We start from the raw sequence: 15624 nt of genomic DNA on the forward strand, positions 1-15624 counted from the left end.
ACCGTGCCCTGCATGCCAGCACCGTACCCGACGGGCCTGGCGAGCAGCGCCGCCGTGCGGGGCCCCGAGCCCAGCCGGGCGGCGGCGGCCAGGTCGGCGGCGGTGTCCACGTCCCGGCGCAGGGTCGGCCAGTCGCCGCGCAGCGGCAGCGCCCCGCTCGCGGTGTGGGCCGCCGCCGAGTCCACCCCGAACCTGGGGTCCAGCGGCACGCCGGCCGGCGCGGCGAGCAGCACGGTGCCGCTTCCCGGCTCGTCGGCCACGAATCGGCGTACCCCGGGCGGGCCGGCCGGGACGGCACGGAGCGCCGCGGCCAGCTCGGCCGGGCGTAGCGCCGGCAGGTCGGCGGTGAGCCCGGCCACCGCGGCGCCCGGACCGGCGACGGCCGCGCCGCGCCGGAAGGCGCCGTTCAGCCCGACGGCCGGGTCCGCCACGACCCGCGCGCCGGCCGCCCTAGCCTCCGCCGCCACCCGCGGGTCGTCGGTGACCACGAGGACCTCGCCGACGGCCGGGCAGGCCCGCACCGCGCGGACCGTGTCGGCCGCCAGGGCCAGCGCCAGGTCCGCATGGGGTACGGCGGGCAGTGCGCCCCGCAGGCGGCTCTTCGCCGCCCCGAGGCGCTTCACCGGCACCACCGCGGTCCAGGTCGGCTCGGGCACGCCACCATCCTGCCAGTCGGGCGGCGGTACCCTCACTGGCCGGACCCGCGGCGAGCAGGCATGATTTCGTCCCGGGGGCGTTCGGCACGTGGGTCGGGGCAGTACGAGGAGGCAGGGTGGCACCGCGGAAGCTGGGATTCTGGCGACGGTTCGCCGTGGTGCTGGTCAAGCCGGTGTTGACCGTCTGGACGCGGCGCACCTGGCGGGGCATGGAGCACCTGCGCCGCGAGGGCGGCTTCATCATCGTGCCGAACCACATCTCGCACGCTGACCCGCTGGTCTCCGCGCACTTCATCTACGACTCCGGGCGCTGGCCGCGATACCTGGGCAAGGCCAGCCTGTTCCGGTTGCCGGTGATCGGCTGGATCCTGCACCAGTGCAAGCAGATCCCGGTGGAGCGCGGCAGCGTCGAGGCGGCCAAGTCGCTGGAGAAGCTGGTCGCCGCGGTGCGGGCGGGCGGCGCGGTGGTGATCTACCCGGAGGGGACCACCACCCGCGAACCGGACCTGTGGCCGATGAAGGGCAAGACCGGAGCGGCCCGGCTGGCGCTGGCCACCGGCGCACCGGTGATTCCGGTCGCGATGTGCGGGCCGGAGAAGATGTTCGATCCGCGGACCGCCCGGCTCGGGCTGCGCCCGCGGACCCCGGTGACGGTGGTCGCCGGGCCGCCGATCGACCTGAGCCGCTGGGCGGGCGCCACGCCGAGCCGGGCCGTCCTGGAGGAGATGACCGACACGATCATGCTGCGGATCCGGGACATGGTCGCCGAGATCCGTGGGGGCACCCCACCGCCGCTCTGGGAGCGTCCCGCCCGCACCCGTTCCACCGAGGTGACCGAATGAGCGAGCGAATCGGCCGGCTCGGCGCGGTGGTGCCGCAGGCCTTCGCCGACCATGGGGAGGCGACGGCATGAGCGGGCATGTCGCGGTGCTGGGGGCGGGATCGTGGGGGACGGCGTTCGCCAAGATCCTCGCCGACGCCGGCCGGGACGTGACGATCCTGGCCCGGCGGCCGGCGGTGGCCGAGGCGATCCGGACCGGGCGCCGCAATCCGGACTACCTGCCGGACGTGCGGCTGCCCGACCGGGTCACCGCGACCGGAGACGCCGAGGAGGCGATCGCCGGGGCCGGAGTGGTGGTGCTCTCCGTACCGTCGCAGACGCTGCGCGGCAACCTCGCCGAGTGGACCCCGTACCTGGACTCCGACGCCACGCTGGTCTCCCTGATGAAGGGCATCGAGCTGGGCACCACCAAGCGGATGAGCCAGGTGATCATGGAGACCGCCGGGGTACCGGCCGACCGGGTGGTGGTCGTCTCCGGGCCCAACCTGGCCCCGGAGATCGCCGCCGAGCAGCCCGCCGCGACCGTGGTCGCCGGCACCGACAGCCGCCGGACCGCCCTGGTCCAGTCGTCGATCCGGACGCCGTACTTCCGCCCGTACACCAACGACGACGTGGTCGGCTGCGAGCTGGGCGGAGCGGTCAAGAACGTGATCGCGCTGGCGTACGGGATCGCCACGGCGATGGGCTTCGGCGACAACACCCGGGCGATGCTGATGACCCGCGGCCTGGCCGAGACCGCCCGGCTGGGTGTGGCGCTCGGCGCCGACCCGATCACCTTCGCCGGCCTGGCCGGCATGGGCGACCTGGTCGCCTCCTGCGCCTCACCGCTGGCCCGCAACCGCACCTTCGGCGAGCACCTGGGCCGCGGGGAGACCCTGGAGCAGGCCCAGGCGGCCACCCGGCAGACCGCCGAGGGGGTGAAGAGCTGCCTGGCCATCCGGGACCTGGCCCGGGCGCACGGGGTGGAGATGCCGATCACCGAGCAGATCGAGCGGATCTGCCACGAGGGAATGGACCCGCGGCTCGCCGTGGACGCCCTGATGAGCCGGACCGCGAAGCCCGAGTCGTACGAGTGAGGTGGCGATGACCGAGTGGGGTGACGGCACCCGTAGCGCGCACGCCGGGCTGCCCGCGGCGGCACCGGGGGAGCCGTTCCTGCCTGGGCCGGTCTTCGCCGCGCCCTACCATCTCGACCCCTGGCGGGGGCCGGAGGCGGCACCGAACGGGTACGGCCGGCCGGACAACCCCACCCGGCGGTTGCTGGAGGCGGCTGTCGGGGAACTGGAGGGCGGGGACTGCCGGGTCTTCGCCAGCGGCCAGGCGGCCATCACCGGGCTGCTGCTGGCGCTGCTGCGCCCCGGGGACACCGTGCTCCTCCCCGCCGACGGATACTTCCCGGTGCGTGCCTTCGCCACCGACACCCTGTCCGGGATCGGGGTGCGCGTCGGCTTCGTGCCGACCGCCGGGCCGCACCCGTCGTTCGAGGGCGTCCGCCTGGTGTTGCTGGAGACCCCGGCGAACCCCGGCCTGGACGTGGCCGACGTGTCCGCGCTGGCCGCCGCCGCGCACGCCGCCGGGGCGCTGGTCGCCGTCGACAACACCACCGCCACGCCGCTCGGGCAGCGACCGCTGGACCTCGGCGCCGACGTCGTGGTGGCCTCCGGCACCAAGGCGCTCACCGGCCACTCCGACCTGCTGCTCGGATACGTGGCGAGCCGCTCCGCCGAGATGCTCGACCCGGTGACCGCCTGGCGGACCACCACCGGCGGAACACCCGGGGCGTTCGACTGCTGGCTGGCCCACCGCTCGCTGGCCACCATGGACCTGCGGCTGGCCCGGCAGACCGGCAACGCCGAGGCGCTCGCCCGGCTGCTCGCCGGCCGCGCCGACGTCACCGGCCTGCGCTGGCCCGGGTTGCCGGAGGACCCGGCGTACCCGGTCGCCTCGGTCCAGATGCGACGGATGCCCGGGGTGCTCTCGTTCGACCTCGGCGACGCCGACCGGGTGGCCCGGTTCCTCGACGCGTCCCGGCTGGTCGCGGCTGCCACCTCGTTCGGCGGGGTGCACACCACCGCCGACCGGCGGGCACAGTGGGGCGACGACACCGCCCCCGGCTTCGTCCGGCTCTCCTGCGGCATCGAGGACCCCGCCGACCTGGTGGCGGACGTCGCCGCCGCGCTGGACGCCAGCGCGGCCCTGACGGCGGACGGCTGACGCCGGCGCGGCCCGAAGCCGGGGCGGTCGGAGGCCGTCCGCTCCCGAAAGGCATCCCCATGGCACCGTTCCATTCCGACCGCCCCGCTCTCGTCGCCCGGCTGCGCGCCGCCGGCTGCGTCTACGCCGAGGACGAGGCGGAGCTGCTGATCGCCGCCGCCGGCTCCGCCGAGGCGCTGACCGACCTGGTCGACCGCCGGGTCGCCGGCCTGCCGCTGGAGCACCTGCTCGGCTGGGCCGAGTTCTGTGGCCTGCGGGTCGCCGTCGATCCCGGGGTCTTCGTGCCTCGGGGGCGTACCGCCCTGCTGGTCTCCGCCGCCGCGGCGGTGGCCGGGCCGGCGCCCGCCGTGCTCGAGCTCTGCTGCGGGTCGGGTGCCGCCGCGTTGGTGCTGCACGGCCGGCTCGCCCCCCGTTGGCTGGCCGCCGCCGACATCGATCCGGCCGCGGTGGCCTGCGCCCGGCGCAACCTCGACCCGCTGGGCGTTGCGGTCTACCAGGGCGACCTGTTCGCGCCGGTCCCGTCCGAGTGGCGGGGGCGGCTCGACCTGGTCGTCGCGAACGCCCCGTACGTGCCGAGCGGCGCACTGGCGTTGATGCCGGCGGAGGCGCGACTGCACGAGGCGCCGGTGGCGCTGGACGGCGGCGCCGACGGGCTGGCCGTGCTGGGCCGGGTGGCCGCCGGGGCGGCCGAGTGGCTCGCCCCGGGCGGGCACCTGGCGGTCGAGGTCAGCGCCGCCCAGGCCGAGGCGCTCTGTGCGGTGCTGACCGGAGCGGGCCTCGTGCCGACGGTGGTACACGACGACGACCTGGACGCCACGGCAGTCACCGCCCGCCGACTCGCCTGAGCGCCACGGCCGGCACCGCAGCCGGCCGCCGTGGCCGCGGCTCCGCCGGCTGGGGCTGCCGGTGGTCTACGCCAACGACGGGAACGCCGCGGCTCTCTACGCGTACCACGTCCACTTCGGGGTGGACGCGATGCGTCGCTCCTCCGTCGCCGCCATCGTCGGCACCGGCCTCGGCGGCGGGGTGGCCATCGCCGCCCTGGAGGCCGTCCGGTCCGGCTCGGTCGCCGGCCCGCTGGCCGCCGGCAGAGCCGGGCCGGGCCCGGCCCCCAGCGCCGTCCGATTACTCCGCGTATTCGACTTCCTGACCGGTTGCGCCGAGGTACGCCGTCCTCCTGGGTATCGGCTACCCGCCCTCGCCACGCACAGTAGGGTCAACCGGGTGAGCGCCACCGGCGAGCACGGCCAGCCGCAGTCGCGACCGAAGAGGTGACCGGAGTGACCACCCCAGGCAAGACCCGTGTGGCGATCGTCTTCGGCGGCCGCAGCCCCGAGCACGGCATCTCCTGCGTCAGCGCGGGCAGCGTGCTGAGCGCGCTGGACCCGGACGAGTTCGAGGTGGTGCCGGTCGGCATCACCCGCCAGGGCCAGTGGGTGCTGGCCAGCGGCGACCCGGGTCAGCTGGCGATCCAGGACCGCAAGTTGCCGGAGATCACCTCCGGCTCGGGGGCCGAGCTGGTGCTGCGCGCGGACCCGGCGGCGGGTGGCCTGATGGTGCTCGACCCCGCGCAGGGTCCCCGGGCACTGGCCGACGTGGACGTGGTCTTCCCGGTGCTGCACGGCGCGTACGGTGAGGACGGCACCATCCAGGGGATGCTCGAGATGGCCGACATCCCGTACGTCGGGGCGAACGTCTTCGCCTCCGCCGCCGCCATGGACAAGGAGTTCACCAAGAAGCTGTGCGCCGCGGAGGGCATCCCGGTCGGCCCGTACGTGGTGCTGCGCAACGGGATGACGATGACCGAGGAGGACAAGGAGCGGCTGGGCCTGCCGGTCTTCGTCAAGCCGTCGCGGGCCGGGTCCTCCTTCGGCATCACCAAGGTCGACGACTGGTCGCAGCTCGACGCGGCGGTCGCCGTCGCCCGGGAGATCGACACCAAGGTCCTGGTCGAGGGCGCCGTCGTCGGCCGCGAGATCGAGTGCGGCGTGCTGGAGGGGGAGGCCGGCGGCGCCCCGGAGGCGTCGGTGCTGGCCGAGGTGCGGATGGTCGACGGCCACGGCTGGTACGACTTCGAGGCCAAGTACATCTACGCCGACGAGGTCTGTGAGTACGACGTCCCGGCGAACCTGCCGGAGCAGGTCACCCGCCGGGTGCAGGAGTACGCCGCCCGCGCCTTCACCGCGCTGGACTGCTCCGGCCTGGCCCGGGTCGACTTCTTCGTCACCCCCGACCTGGACGTCTACCTCAACGAGATCAACACGATGCCCGGCTTCACCCCGACCTCGATGTTCCCGCGCATGTGGGCCGCCAGCGGCCTGGAATACCCGAAGCTGGTCAACCGCCTCATCCGCACCGCACTCCGCCGCGCCGGCCGCTGACCCCGTCCGCCCGGCGTCAGGCGGCGCAGCCCGACGGGGCGGTCTTCGCGGAGGGAACGGCGGCGACCACGGCGTCGGCGATCGGAGCGACCCACTGGAGGGCCTGCTCGTACTGCCCGGGCACGCGGACCCGGACCGGGGCCTCCCGGTCGACGGTGGTCAGCACGGTCGCGTCGGCCTCCTGCAGCGCGTGCCAGCAGACCCCGTTGACCGACCACACCTCGTCGGTGGCGGCGTAGCAGCCGTCGGCCGGCTGCCCGGTCGCGCCGGCGGTGGCGGTGGGGCACTGCTTGAGCGGCTCGACGCCGCAGGCCACGGTCAGCGCCGGGTCGCCGTACGCGGCGTTCTGCTCCGGCCCGGCGGTGACCGGTCGTTGCGGCAGGTCCCGCACGCTCGACGGGAGCTGCGACAGCAGGGCGCGGCACACCGTCGCCGGCCGCTGCGCCAGGGCCGGGGCCGGCATCTCGACCGGGGTGGTCGACTGCGGCCGGGCGGCGCTCGCCGACGGCTTCGCCGCGGTGACCGGCTGGTCCGGAGAGAGCTTGGCGAAGGTGAACGCGGCCACCGCCACGGTGACCGGCACCGCGACCAGCGTCGCCCAGAGCGCCGCGCTGCGGGTGGAACGCTCGCGGCGCGGGGCCGGCTCGGCCGGGCGGGACTCGTCGCGAGCGGGGGAGGAAGTGATCTTGTCCACTTACAGACGCACCACGGAACACGTGAGGGTACGGGTGATGCCGGGCACCATCTGCACCTTGCTGACGATGAGTTTGCCGAGCTCGTCGACGGTGTTCGCCTCCGTGAGGACGACCACGTCGTACGGCCCGGTGACGGCGTCGACCCGAACCACGCCGGAAAGGTCCGCGATCTGACCGGCCACGTCACGCGCCCGCCCGACCTCGGTCTGGATGAGGATGTACGCCTGTACCACGACTCGACCTCCGTCCGTCGCCGCCTGGGGCGACCCGAAGGGTGAAACTACCCTACGGAGCAGGCCCGATCCCTATCGGTGGTCGGCTGGACGCGGTGAGCGAGGACACGCCCGGGGCGTGGTGGCGGGAATGCGGAACGGAAGAGCGCGACGAGAGGACAAGATGACGGTCGCGGGTGTCGGGGAGTTCGGGCTGATCGATCGGGTGACCGCCCGGCTGACGTACGGGGAGAGCTGCCTGCTCGGCCCCGGGGACGACGCGGCGGTGGTCGCGGCGCCGGACCGGCGGGTGGTGGCCTCCACCGACGTGCTGGTGGAGGGGCGGCACTTCCGCCGGGACTGGTCCGGGGCGCGGGACGTCGGGCATCGGGCGGCAGCCGCCAACCTGGCTGACATCGCGGCCATGGGCGCCACCCCGACCGCCCTGCTGGTCGCCCTCTGCATCCCGGCCGAGCTGGACCCGAGCTGGGCGGAGGAACTGGCCGACGGGCTGGGCGCCGAGGCGGCCCTGGTCGGCGCGGGGGTGGTCGGCGGCGACATGTCGGGCAGCCCGGTCATCACGGTCGCCGTGACCGCCCTGGGCGACCTGGGTGGCCGGCCGCCGGTGGTCCGCTCCGGGGCCCGCCCGGGAGACGTCGTGGCGCTCGCCGGCCGCACCGGCTGGGCGGCGGCCGGCTACTCCGTCCTCTCCCGGGGCTTCCGGACGCCTCGGCTGCTGGTCGAGGCGTACCGCCGTCCCGAGGTGCCGTACGCGGCCGGCCCGGAGGCCGCCCGGCACGGGGCCACCGCCATGATCGACGTCTCGGACGGTCTGCTCGCCGACCTGGGGCACGTGGCGCGGGCGAGCGGCGTGGGGATCGACCTGACCCGGGACGCGTTCGAGGTGCCCCGACAGATGCGCGACGCGGCCCAGGCGCTGGGCGTCGATCCGTACTCCTGGATTCTGGCCGGCGGCGAGGACCATGCCCTGGCGGCGACCTTCCCGGCGACGGCGGCGCTGCCCGAAGGGTGGCGCCCGGTCGGCCGGGTCGCCGAGGGGGACGGGGTGACCGTGGACGGCGCCGCGTACGAGGGCCCCGCCGGGTGGGACCACTTCCGCCGGACGGAGTGATCTGCGACCGAGGTACGCCGGTCGGCCCCGGGCGGCACGGATTGCGGTCGTAGCCTTCATGACGTGAACGAGATCGAGATCCGGGCGCAGCGCTTCGACGCGCCCGAGTCACACGCGTTGATCCGGGCGGCCCTGACCGACCTCGGCCAGCGGTACGGCGGCACCGGCGACGACACGCCGGTCGACGCGGCGGAGTTCGAGCCCCCGGTCGGCACCTTCCTGGTCGCCTACGTCGACGGGCAGCCGGTGGGCTGTGGCGGCTGGCGCAGCCACGGCGATGACGGCGAGACGGCCGAGCTGAAGCGGATGTACACCGCGCCGGTCGCCCGGGGCCGGGGCGTCGCCCGGTCGGTGCTCGCGGCGGTGGAGCGGTCCGCGCGGGAGCAGGGCCGCAAGCGGATCGTCCTGGAGTGCGGCGACAAGCAGCCCGAGGCGATCGCCATGTACACCTCGGCCGGCTACGAGCGGATCCCGAACTTCGGCTTCTACAAGGACGCGCCGGGCTGCCTCTCCTTCGGCCGTACCCTCTGACGGCCGCCGCCCGGCGGTGATGCGGGCCTGCTGCCCGGATCAGGCGACGGTGACGCGGATCTGGTCGGCGGCCTCGCGGGCGGCGCCTGCCGCCTCACCCGGGCCGGCGCCCCAGACCAGCAGGTGCCCGCTGCGATACGCCGAGGAGATCAGCTCCGGCACGGTGTCCCCGACGGCGACGTCGAGCTGCACGTCCAGCACGCCCGGCATCCGCAGGGCCGCCCGGGTCCCGTCCACCGCGGTGACCCGGCCGGGCGCGGCGACCAGGAACTCCACGGCCGCCGCGCCGGTCGGCCGGGCCGGGAGCGCGGGGCGCTCGCCCCGCAGCACCCGCAGGTACGCCTCGATGAAGCCGCACTCGTAGGCGATCGACACCAGCGCGGTGATCATGTCGCCGGGCATCCGGGCGGCGCACTCCACCAGCGTGGGCACGCCGTCGGCGAGGATCCACTCGCTGTGCAGCATTCCGCTGCGGAAGCCGGCCGCCCGCGCGAGCCGTACCGCCGCGTCCCGCAGCGCCCGGTGCTCCGTCTCGGGCAGCGCGGACGGCACGGTGTGGCCGCTCTCCACCGGGAACCGACCGCCGACGATCCGCTTGTCGGTGACGTTGGCGAAGATCGGCTCGCCGTCGGCGACCAGCAGCTCGACGCTGTGCTCCGAGCCGGCCAGCATCTCCTCGACCAGCACCTCGGTGGGCAGGCCCGCGGTGGCCTCGTCCGGCGCCGGCGGGCTGGCGCTGGCCGCCCACACCGCGGCGATCTCCGCCGGGTCGGCGATGAGCTGCACGCCGAGGCTGCCCGAGCGACGGGTGGGCTTCAGCACGCACCGGCCGCCGTGGCGCCGGGCGAACTCCGCCGCCCGCGCCGGGTCGTCGACCAGCTCGTACGCCGGGTTGGCCAGGCCGGTGGCGTCGGCGAGCAGCCGCATCCGGTGCTTGTCGGAGAAGATGTCGGCGGCCGGCAGCCCGGCCCCGGGCAGGCCGAGCCGCGCCGCCAGGCGGGCGGTGGCGCCCACCGCGTACTCCATGCCGGGCACGACCAGCCGGGCCGCGGCCAGGCCGGGCTCCCGGGCGAGCAGGGCGTCGACGTCGAGGCCGGTCTGGTATCCGGCCGGCACCAGCCGGGAGACGAGGGGCAGCTCGGCGGCGTACCGCTCGAGGCCCCGGCGGCGGATCACGTCGGGCTCCTCGACCAGGACCACGCTGCCGGCCGGGAGCTCCTGGTCGAACCAGCGCAGCGACCCGAACGACGCGCCGACCACCACCATCTCGTCGCGCCCCAGGTCCAGGTCCACCGGTCGTTCCTCCCCCACGCGCCGTCGGCACCGGAACGGACAGCCGGCGCAGCACGACCCTAACCGGGCGGTGCGGCCCGGTCGCCAGCCGGTCGGACGGCCGCCGGCTCCGGCTTTCGGACACGACAGAAGCCGGCGGACCATCTCGGTCCGCCGGCTACCGGCGAGTTGTGGGTGGCGCTACCGAGTCAGGCGCGGGTGACCTTGCCGGCCCTGATGCACGAGGTGCAGACCTGCATCTTCTTGGTGGTGCCGCCACCGGCCGGGGTACGCACCGACTGGATGTTCGGGTTCCAGCGGCGGTTGGTCCGCCGGTGCGAGTGGGACACGTTGTGGCCGAAGCCCGGCCCCTTGCCACAGACGTCGCACACGCTAGCCACGGGATACTCCTGGGATTGAAACGTTCATGAGGTCGCCGCCAGGCGCAGCCCGGGCAACCTGGTCAGGTTACCCGATGGCCCGTCGGTACGCCCAACCGGCCCGGCCGGCGGCCGGCTCCAGGTCGCTGCGCGGCGTCAGACGCGCCGAGCTGGAGTTGCCGGATGGAAACTCGCCCAGCGTACCGGCGCGGACCGGTCCCCGATCCGCGGCCCCGGCCCCGGTCGGACACGCCGACGGGGGCCGGGCACGCCCGGCGCGTGTCAGTGCGCGCCAGTAGGCTTCCCGACGTGCTGGACACCCTCGACGCCGCCGCGGTGCGCCGCTGGTGCGCGAGCGGGCTGGCCACCCTCCAGCGGCACCAGGGCGAGATCGACGACCTCAACGTCTTTCCGGTCCCGGACGGGGACACCGGCATCAACCTGGTGCTCACCCTCACCTCCGCGCAGCAGGCCCTCGCCATGGACCTGGGCACCCTTCCCGACGACGGGCACACCCCGCACGGGCACGTGCTGCGGCTGATGGCCCAGGGCGCGCTGCTGGGGGCGCGGGGCAACTCCGGGGTGATCCTGTCGCAGATCCTGCGCGGCTTCGCCGACACGCTCGCCACCGCCCCGGCGGTCCGCGGCCGGCAGCTCGCCGCCGCGCTGGCCGCCGCCACCACCGCGGCGTACGCCGCGGTCGCCCATCCGGTCGAGGGCACCCTGCTCAGCGTGGTCGCCGCCGCGGCGCGCGCCGCCGGGCAGGCCGACAGCGACGAGCTGCCCACGGTGGCCCGAGCCGCGGCGGGCGGGGCGGCCCGGGCCCTCGCGCGTACCCCCGAGCAGTTGCCCGCGTTGGCCCGCGCCGGCGTGGTGGACGCCGGCGGGCGCGGCCTCTGCCTGCTGCTGGACGCGCTGGTCGAGGTGGTCACCGGGGAGAGCCCGCAGCAGCCGATGCTCGCGTCGCCCGCGGTCCGCCCGCCCGCCACCACCGTCCGGGAGGCCGGCTCCCCGGCGTACGCCTACGAGGTGCAGTACCTGCTCGACGCCACCGACGACGCGGCGGCCCGGCTGCGCGCCGAGCTGGACGCGCTCGGCGACTCGCTCGTCATCGTCGGCGACGGTGGCCCGGGCGTCGAGACCTGGAACGTGCACGTGCACGTCAACGACGTCGGCGCGGCGATCGAGGCGGGCATCGTCGCCGGCCGCCCGCACCGGATCACGGTGACCCGCTTCGCCGACCAGGTGGCTCCGGCCCCGCCGGCCCTGCTGCCCGACGGTCGGGCGGCCGTGGTGGTGGCCACCGGCGCCGGCATCGCCGAGCTGTTCGCCGCCGAGGGGGCCATCGTGGTGCCGGCCAACCCGTCCACCGGCGAGCTGCTCGACGCGATCCGCGCCACCGGCGCCGCCCGGGTGGTGGTGCTCCCCAACGACCCCAACACCCAGTCGGTGGCCAGCACGGCCGCCCAGGAGGCGCACGGGCTCGGCGTGAAGGTGAGTGTGGTGCCCACCCGCTCCCCGGTGCAGGCCCTCGCCGCCCTCGCCGTACGCGACCCGTCCCGCCGCTTCGAGGACGACGTCATCGCCATGGCCGAGGCCGCCGGCGCCTGCCGGTACGCCGAGGTCTGCCACGCCGGCAGGGAGGCGCTGACCGTGGCCGGCCCGTGCCGGGCGGGCGACGTGCTGGCGCTGGTCGAGGGGGAGGTGCACCTCATCGGCGCCGACCTGCTCGACACCTGCACCGCCATGGTCGACCGGATGCTCGGCGGGGGCGGCGAACTGGTCACGCTGCTCTGCGGGGCGGACGCCCCGGACGGGCTGGCCGACCGGGTACGCGAGCATGTCGCACGGTCCTGGCCGTTCGTGGAGGTCCAGGCGTACGAGGGCGGGCAGCCGCACTATCCGCTCCTGGTGGGGATCGAATGACGAGCGAACCGGCCACGGTGGACACGCCGCTGAAGAAGCTGGTCGGGGAGAAGACCGCCAAGGCCCTGGCCGGCCACCTCGACCTGCACACCGCCGGCGACCTGATCTACCACTTCCCCCGCCGTTACGACGAGCGCGGTGAGCACACCGACATCCGCTCGCTGGACGTGGGGGAGCAGGTGACCGTGCTGGCCCAGGTGCAGCGCACCGCGGTCCGGCCGATGCGCCAGCGCCGGGGCAACCTGCTGGAGGTGACCGTCGGCGACGGCTCGGGCGGCGTGCTCACCCTCACCTTCTTCGGCAACCAGGCCTGGCGGGAGCGCGAGCTGCGCCCCGGCCGGTGGGGGCTGTTCGCCGGCAAGGTCACCGAGTTCCGGGGCAAGCGGCAGCTCAACGGCCCGGAGTACGTGCTGCTCGGGGAGGGCGGCGACGGCGAGGCGGCGGCCAACGAGGAGGTCGAGGAGTTCGCCGGGGCGCTGATCCCGGTCTACCCGGCTGCGGCGGCCGTCCCGACCTGGGTGATCGCCCGCTGCGTCCGGGTGGTGCTGGACACCTTCACCCCGCCGGAGGACCCGCTGCCCGCGACGGTGCGGGCCAGCCGGAACCTGGTCGGCATCGGCACCGCGCTGCGCGAGATCCACCGGCCGTCCAGCAAGGAGGAGCTGTACCGGGCCCGGCGCCGGCTCAAGTGGGACGAGGCGTTCGCCGTGCAGCTCACCCTGGTGCAGCGCAAGCACCGGGCCGCCGCCCGGCCGGCGCAGGCCCGGCCGCCGCGCGCCGGCGGCCTGCTGGACGCGTTCGACGCCCGACTGCCGTACGAGCTGACCCCCGGTCAGCAGGTCGTCGGCCGGGAGGTCGCCGCCGACCTGGCCACCGCGCACCCGATGCACCGGCTGCTGCAGGGCGAGGTGGGCTCCGGCAAGACGGTGGTCGCGCTGCGGGCCATGCTCCAGGTGGTCGACGCCGGTGGGCAGGCCGCGCTGCTCGCCCCGACCGAGGTGCTCGCCGCCCAGCATCACCGGGGCATGCTCGACCTGCTCGGCCCGCTCGCCCGCGCCGGTGAGCTGGGCGCGGCCGACGACGCCACCCGGGTGGAGCTGGTCACCGGTTCGCTCGGCGCGGCGGCCCGGCGGCGGGCGCTCGCCGAGGTGGCCGAGGGACGGGCCGGCATCGTCCTCGGCACCCACGCCCTGCTCTACGAGGGGGTCGACTTCCACGACCTGGGGCTGGTGGTGGTCGACGAGCAGCACCGGTTCGGCGTGGAGCAGCGGGACGCGCTGCGGGCCAAGGCCGACCAGCCACCGCACGTGCTGGTCATGACCGCCACCCCGATCCCGCGCACGGTGGCGATGACCGTCTACGGCGATCTGGAGGTCTCCACCCTCTCCGAGCTGCCGCAGGGGCGCTCGCCGATCGCCTCGCACGTGGTGCCGGCCGCCGAGAAGCCGGCCTTCCTCGACCGGGCCTGGCGCCGGGTACGCGAGGAGGTCGCCGCCGGCCACCAGGCGTACGTGGTCTGCCCGCGGATCGGGGACGGCCCCGTCTCGGAGGAGGAGACGCCGCGCGAGGACGACAACGGGCGGCGACCCCCGTTGGCGGTCACCGAGGTGACGCCGCTGCTCGCCGAGGGGCCGCTGCACGGGCTGCGGATCGGGGTGCTGCACGGGCGGCTGCCCGCCGACGAGAAGGACGCGGTGATGCGTTCCTTCGCCGACGGCGACCTGGACGTGCTGGTGGCGACCACGGTGGTCGAGGTGGGCGTGAACGTGCCCAACGCCACCGTGATGATCGTGCTGGATGCCGACCGGTTCGGCGTCTCCCAGCTGCACCAGTTGCGCGGCCGGGTCGGTCGTGGCTCGGCCGCCGGCCTCTGCCTGCTGGTCACCGAGGCGGTGGAAGGTTCGTCGGCTCGGGAACGCCTCGACGCGGTCGCCTCCACCACCGACGGGTTCAAGCTCGCCGAGCTCGACCTGGAGCAGCGCCGCGAGGGCGACGTGCTGGGCGAAACCCAGTCCGGCCGCCGGTCCCACCTGCGGCTGCTGTCGCTGCTGCGGGACACCGACCTGATCCGGGACGCCCGCGCCGAGGCGATCGCCCTGGTGGAGGAGGACCCGGAGCTGGTCCGGCACCCGGCCCTGGCCGCCTCGGTCGCCGCCCTGGTCGACGAGGAACGCGCGGAGTACCTCGAGAAGGGCTGACCCGCAGCCCCATCCGAGGTCATCGATGTACGGCTGGTGATCGTCCTTACCTGCCGGCGGGCGCAGCGGGTCGCCCGGGCCGGTCGGGCCGTCGCGTAGCGTCAGGGGCATGTGCAGGAGCAGACGGTGACCCGGATCGTGGCCGGGACGCTCGGCGGGCGGCGGATCAGCGCGCCCCCCGGCGCCGGCACCCGGCCCACCTCGGACCGGGTCCGGGAGGCGCTGTTCAGCGCCGTCCAGGCCGAGCTGGACCTGGACGGGGCGCGGTTCGCCGACCTCTACGCCGGCTCGGGGGCGGTCGGGCTGGAGGCGCTGTCCCGCGGCGCGGGGCACGTGCTGCTGGTCGAGTCCGACGCCCGGGCGGCCCGGGTGATCCGGGAGAACATCGCCGCGCTGCGGGCCGCCCCGGCCGCCCGCCTGGTCACCGGAAAGGTGGCCACCGTGCTCGCGGCCGGACCCGACGGCGGGCCGTACGACGTGGTCTTCGCCGACCCGCCGTACGCCGTTACCGACCAGGAGGTCGCCGCGGTGCTGGCCGCGCTGGTCGACGGCGGCTGGTTGGCCCCCGGCGCCCTGGTGGTCGTGGAGCGGTCCAGCCGCACCGGCCCGGTCGCCTGGGTGGACGGCGTCACCGGCGAGCGCAGTCGCCGCTACGGCGAGACCACCCTTTGGTACGGTCGCCGATCATGAGACGTGCGGTCTGCCCGGGCTCCTTCGACCCGGTCACCAACGGACACCTCGACATCATCGGCCGGGCCGCCCGGCTCTTCGACGAGGTGATCGTCGGCGTGCTGGTCAACCAGTCCAAGCAGGGGCTGTTCACCGTCGAGGAGCGGATCGACATGCTCCGCGAGGTGACGTGCTCGTACGACAACGTGCGGGTCGAGTCGTTCCGCGGGCTGCTGGTCGACTTCTGCCGGGCCCAGCACGCCAGCGTGCTGATCAAGGGCCTGCGCGCGGTCAGCGACTTCGACTACGAGCTCCAGATGGCCCAGATGAACATCGGCCTGGCGGGCGTGGAGACGCTGTTCATGCCGACCAACCCGCTCTACTCGTTCCTCTCCTCCAGCCTGGTCAAGGATGTGGCCAAGTGGGGCGGGGACATCTCGGCGCACGTCCCCGACGTGGTTCGCGAGCAGTTGGTGACCCGCCTCAACCCGGGCGCCCGGTCCTGACCCCGCCCGCT

Annotated in this window: 16 protein-coding genes and 1 pseudogene; 12 read left to right on the plus strand and 5 right to left on the minus strand. The window is 75.1% G+C overall.

What is annotated here, in order from left to right:
* Positions 1 to 44 precede the first annotated feature (44 nt).
* Positions 45 to 656: pseudogene (gene cofC, locus ACNAVT_RS04285) on the minus strand (2-phospho-L-lactate guanylyltransferase); the annotation flags it as partial.
* A gap of 116 nt (positions 657 to 772) precedes the next feature.
* Here cofC and ACNAVT_RS04290 point away from each other — a divergent pair.
* The 6 genes from ACNAVT_RS04290 (at position 773) to ACNAVT_RS04315 (ending at position 6092) form a co-directional block, all read left to right on the plus strand.
* Positions 773 to 1498, plus strand: coding sequence for a lysophospholipid acyltransferase family protein (locus ACNAVT_RS04290; RefSeq protein WP_416293009.1), 726 nt, complete (start codon positions 773 to 775; stop codon positions 1496 to 1498).
* 67 nt (positions 1499 to 1565) lie between these two features.
* On the plus strand, positions 1566 to 2573 hold the full coding sequence (locus tag ACNAVT_RS04295; RefSeq protein WP_416293010.1) for an NAD(P)H-dependent glycerol-3-phosphate dehydrogenase: 1008 nt from the start codon (positions 1566 to 1568) through the stop codon (positions 2571 to 2573).
* 7 nt (positions 2574 to 2580) lie between these two features.
* Positions 2581 to 3711 carry a cystathionine gamma-lyase gene (locus ACNAVT_RS04300; RefSeq protein ID WP_416293011.1) on the plus strand — a complete coding sequence of 377 codons (1131 nt, stop codon included), beginning with the start codon at positions 2581 to 2583 and terminating at the stop codon, positions 3709 to 3711.
* A gap of 59 nt (positions 3712 to 3770) precedes the next feature.
* Positions 3771 to 4556, plus strand: a complete 786-nt coding sequence (locus ACNAVT_RS04305) for a putative protein N(5)-glutamine methyltransferase (protein WP_416293013.1) — start codon at positions 3771 to 3773, stop codon at positions 4554 to 4556.
* Positions 4557 to 4611: 55 nt separating this feature from the next.
* On the plus strand, positions 4612 to 4986 hold the full coding sequence (locus ACNAVT_RS04310; RefSeq protein WP_416293570.1) for a hypothetical protein: 375 nt from the start codon (positions 4612 to 4614) through the stop codon (positions 4984 to 4986).
* 5 nt (positions 4987 to 4991) lie between these two features.
* Positions 4992 to 6092: a D-alanine--D-alanine ligase family protein gene (locus ACNAVT_RS04315; RefSeq protein ID WP_416293015.1), complete on the plus strand. Its 1101-nt coding sequence runs from the start codon at positions 4992 to 4994 to the stop codon at positions 6090 to 6092.
* A 16-nt stretch (positions 6093 to 6108) separates the two neighbouring features.
* On the opposite strand, the gene ACNAVT_RS04320 is transcribed toward ACNAVT_RS04315, so the two are convergent.
* Together ACNAVT_RS04320 and ACNAVT_RS04325 are read right to left on the minus strand one after the other, a co-directional pair.
* Positions 6109 to 6786, minus strand: a complete 678-nt coding sequence (locus tag ACNAVT_RS04320; protein ID WP_416293016.1) for a DUF3515 family protein — start codon at positions 6784 to 6786, stop codon at positions 6109 to 6111.
* Positions 6787 to 7020: an Lrp/AsnC ligand binding domain-containing protein gene (locus ACNAVT_RS04325; RefSeq protein WP_416293018.1), complete on the minus strand. Its 234-nt coding sequence runs from the start codon at positions 7018 to 7020 to the stop codon at positions 6787 to 6789.
* A 163-nt stretch (positions 7021 to 7183) separates the two neighbouring features.
* Between ACNAVT_RS04325 and ACNAVT_RS04330 the strand changes: the two genes are divergently transcribed.
* Together ACNAVT_RS04330 and ACNAVT_RS04335 are read left to right on the plus strand one after the other, a co-directional pair.
* Entirely contained in the window at positions 7184 to 8131 is a 948-nt protein-coding gene (locus ACNAVT_RS04330; protein WP_416293020.1) for a thiamine-phosphate kinase, read from the plus strand.
* A 63-nt stretch (positions 8132 to 8194) separates the two neighbouring features.
* Positions 8195 to 8662, plus strand: a complete 468-nt coding sequence (locus ACNAVT_RS04335) for a GNAT family N-acetyltransferase (protein WP_416293021.1) — start codon at positions 8195 to 8197, stop codon at positions 8660 to 8662.
* 39 nt (positions 8663 to 8701) lie between these two features.
* Here the strand turns inward: ACNAVT_RS04335 and ACNAVT_RS04340 are convergent, their stop codons facing one another.
* Complete coding sequence (locus ACNAVT_RS04340) at positions 8702 to 9955, minus strand: ATP-grasp domain-containing protein (protein WP_416293023.1); 1254 nt, start codon at positions 9953 to 9955, stop codon at positions 8702 to 8704.
* Between the two features lie 188 nt (positions 9956 to 10143).
* A complete protein-coding gene (gene rpmB / locus ACNAVT_RS04345) occupies positions 10144 to 10335 on the minus strand; it encodes a 50S ribosomal protein L28 (protein WP_416293024.1) in 192 nt (63 codons plus the stop codon).
* Between the two features lie 288 nt (positions 10336 to 10623).
* Between rpmB and ACNAVT_RS04350 the strand changes: the two genes are divergently transcribed.
* The 4 genes from ACNAVT_RS04350 (at position 10624) to coaD (ending at position 15613) form a co-directional block, all read left to right on the plus strand.
* Positions 10624 to 12240: a DAK2 domain-containing protein gene (locus ACNAVT_RS04350; RefSeq protein ID WP_416293026.1), complete on the plus strand. Its 1617-nt coding sequence runs from the start codon at positions 10624 to 10626 to the stop codon at positions 12238 to 12240.
* Positions 12237 to 14438: an ATP-dependent DNA helicase RecG gene (gene recG / locus ACNAVT_RS04355; RefSeq protein WP_416293028.1), complete on the plus strand. Its 2202-nt coding sequence runs from the start codon at positions 12237 to 12239 to the stop codon at positions 14436 to 14438. The genes ACNAVT_RS04350 and recG overlap by 4 nt, the downstream gene beginning before the upstream one ends.
* A gap of 126 nt (positions 14439 to 14564) precedes the next feature.
* Positions 14565 to 15128, plus strand: coding sequence for a 16S rRNA (guanine(966)-N(2))-methyltransferase RsmD (gene rsmD, locus ACNAVT_RS04360; RefSeq protein WP_416293030.1), 564 nt, complete (start codon positions 14565 to 14567; stop codon positions 15126 to 15128).
* Positions 15125 to 15613: a pantetheine-phosphate adenylyltransferase gene (gene coaD, locus ACNAVT_RS04365; RefSeq protein ID WP_416293032.1), complete on the plus strand. Its 489-nt coding sequence runs from the start codon at positions 15125 to 15127 to the stop codon at positions 15611 to 15613. The genes rsmD and coaD overlap by 4 nt, the downstream gene beginning before the upstream one ends.
* Positions 15614 to 15624 lie beyond the last annotated feature (11 nt).

It is taken from the genome of Micromonospora sp. SL4-19 (assembly GCF_047921475.1).
Lineage (GTDB): Bacteria > Actinomycetota > Actinomycetes > Mycobacteriales > Micromonosporaceae > Micromonospora.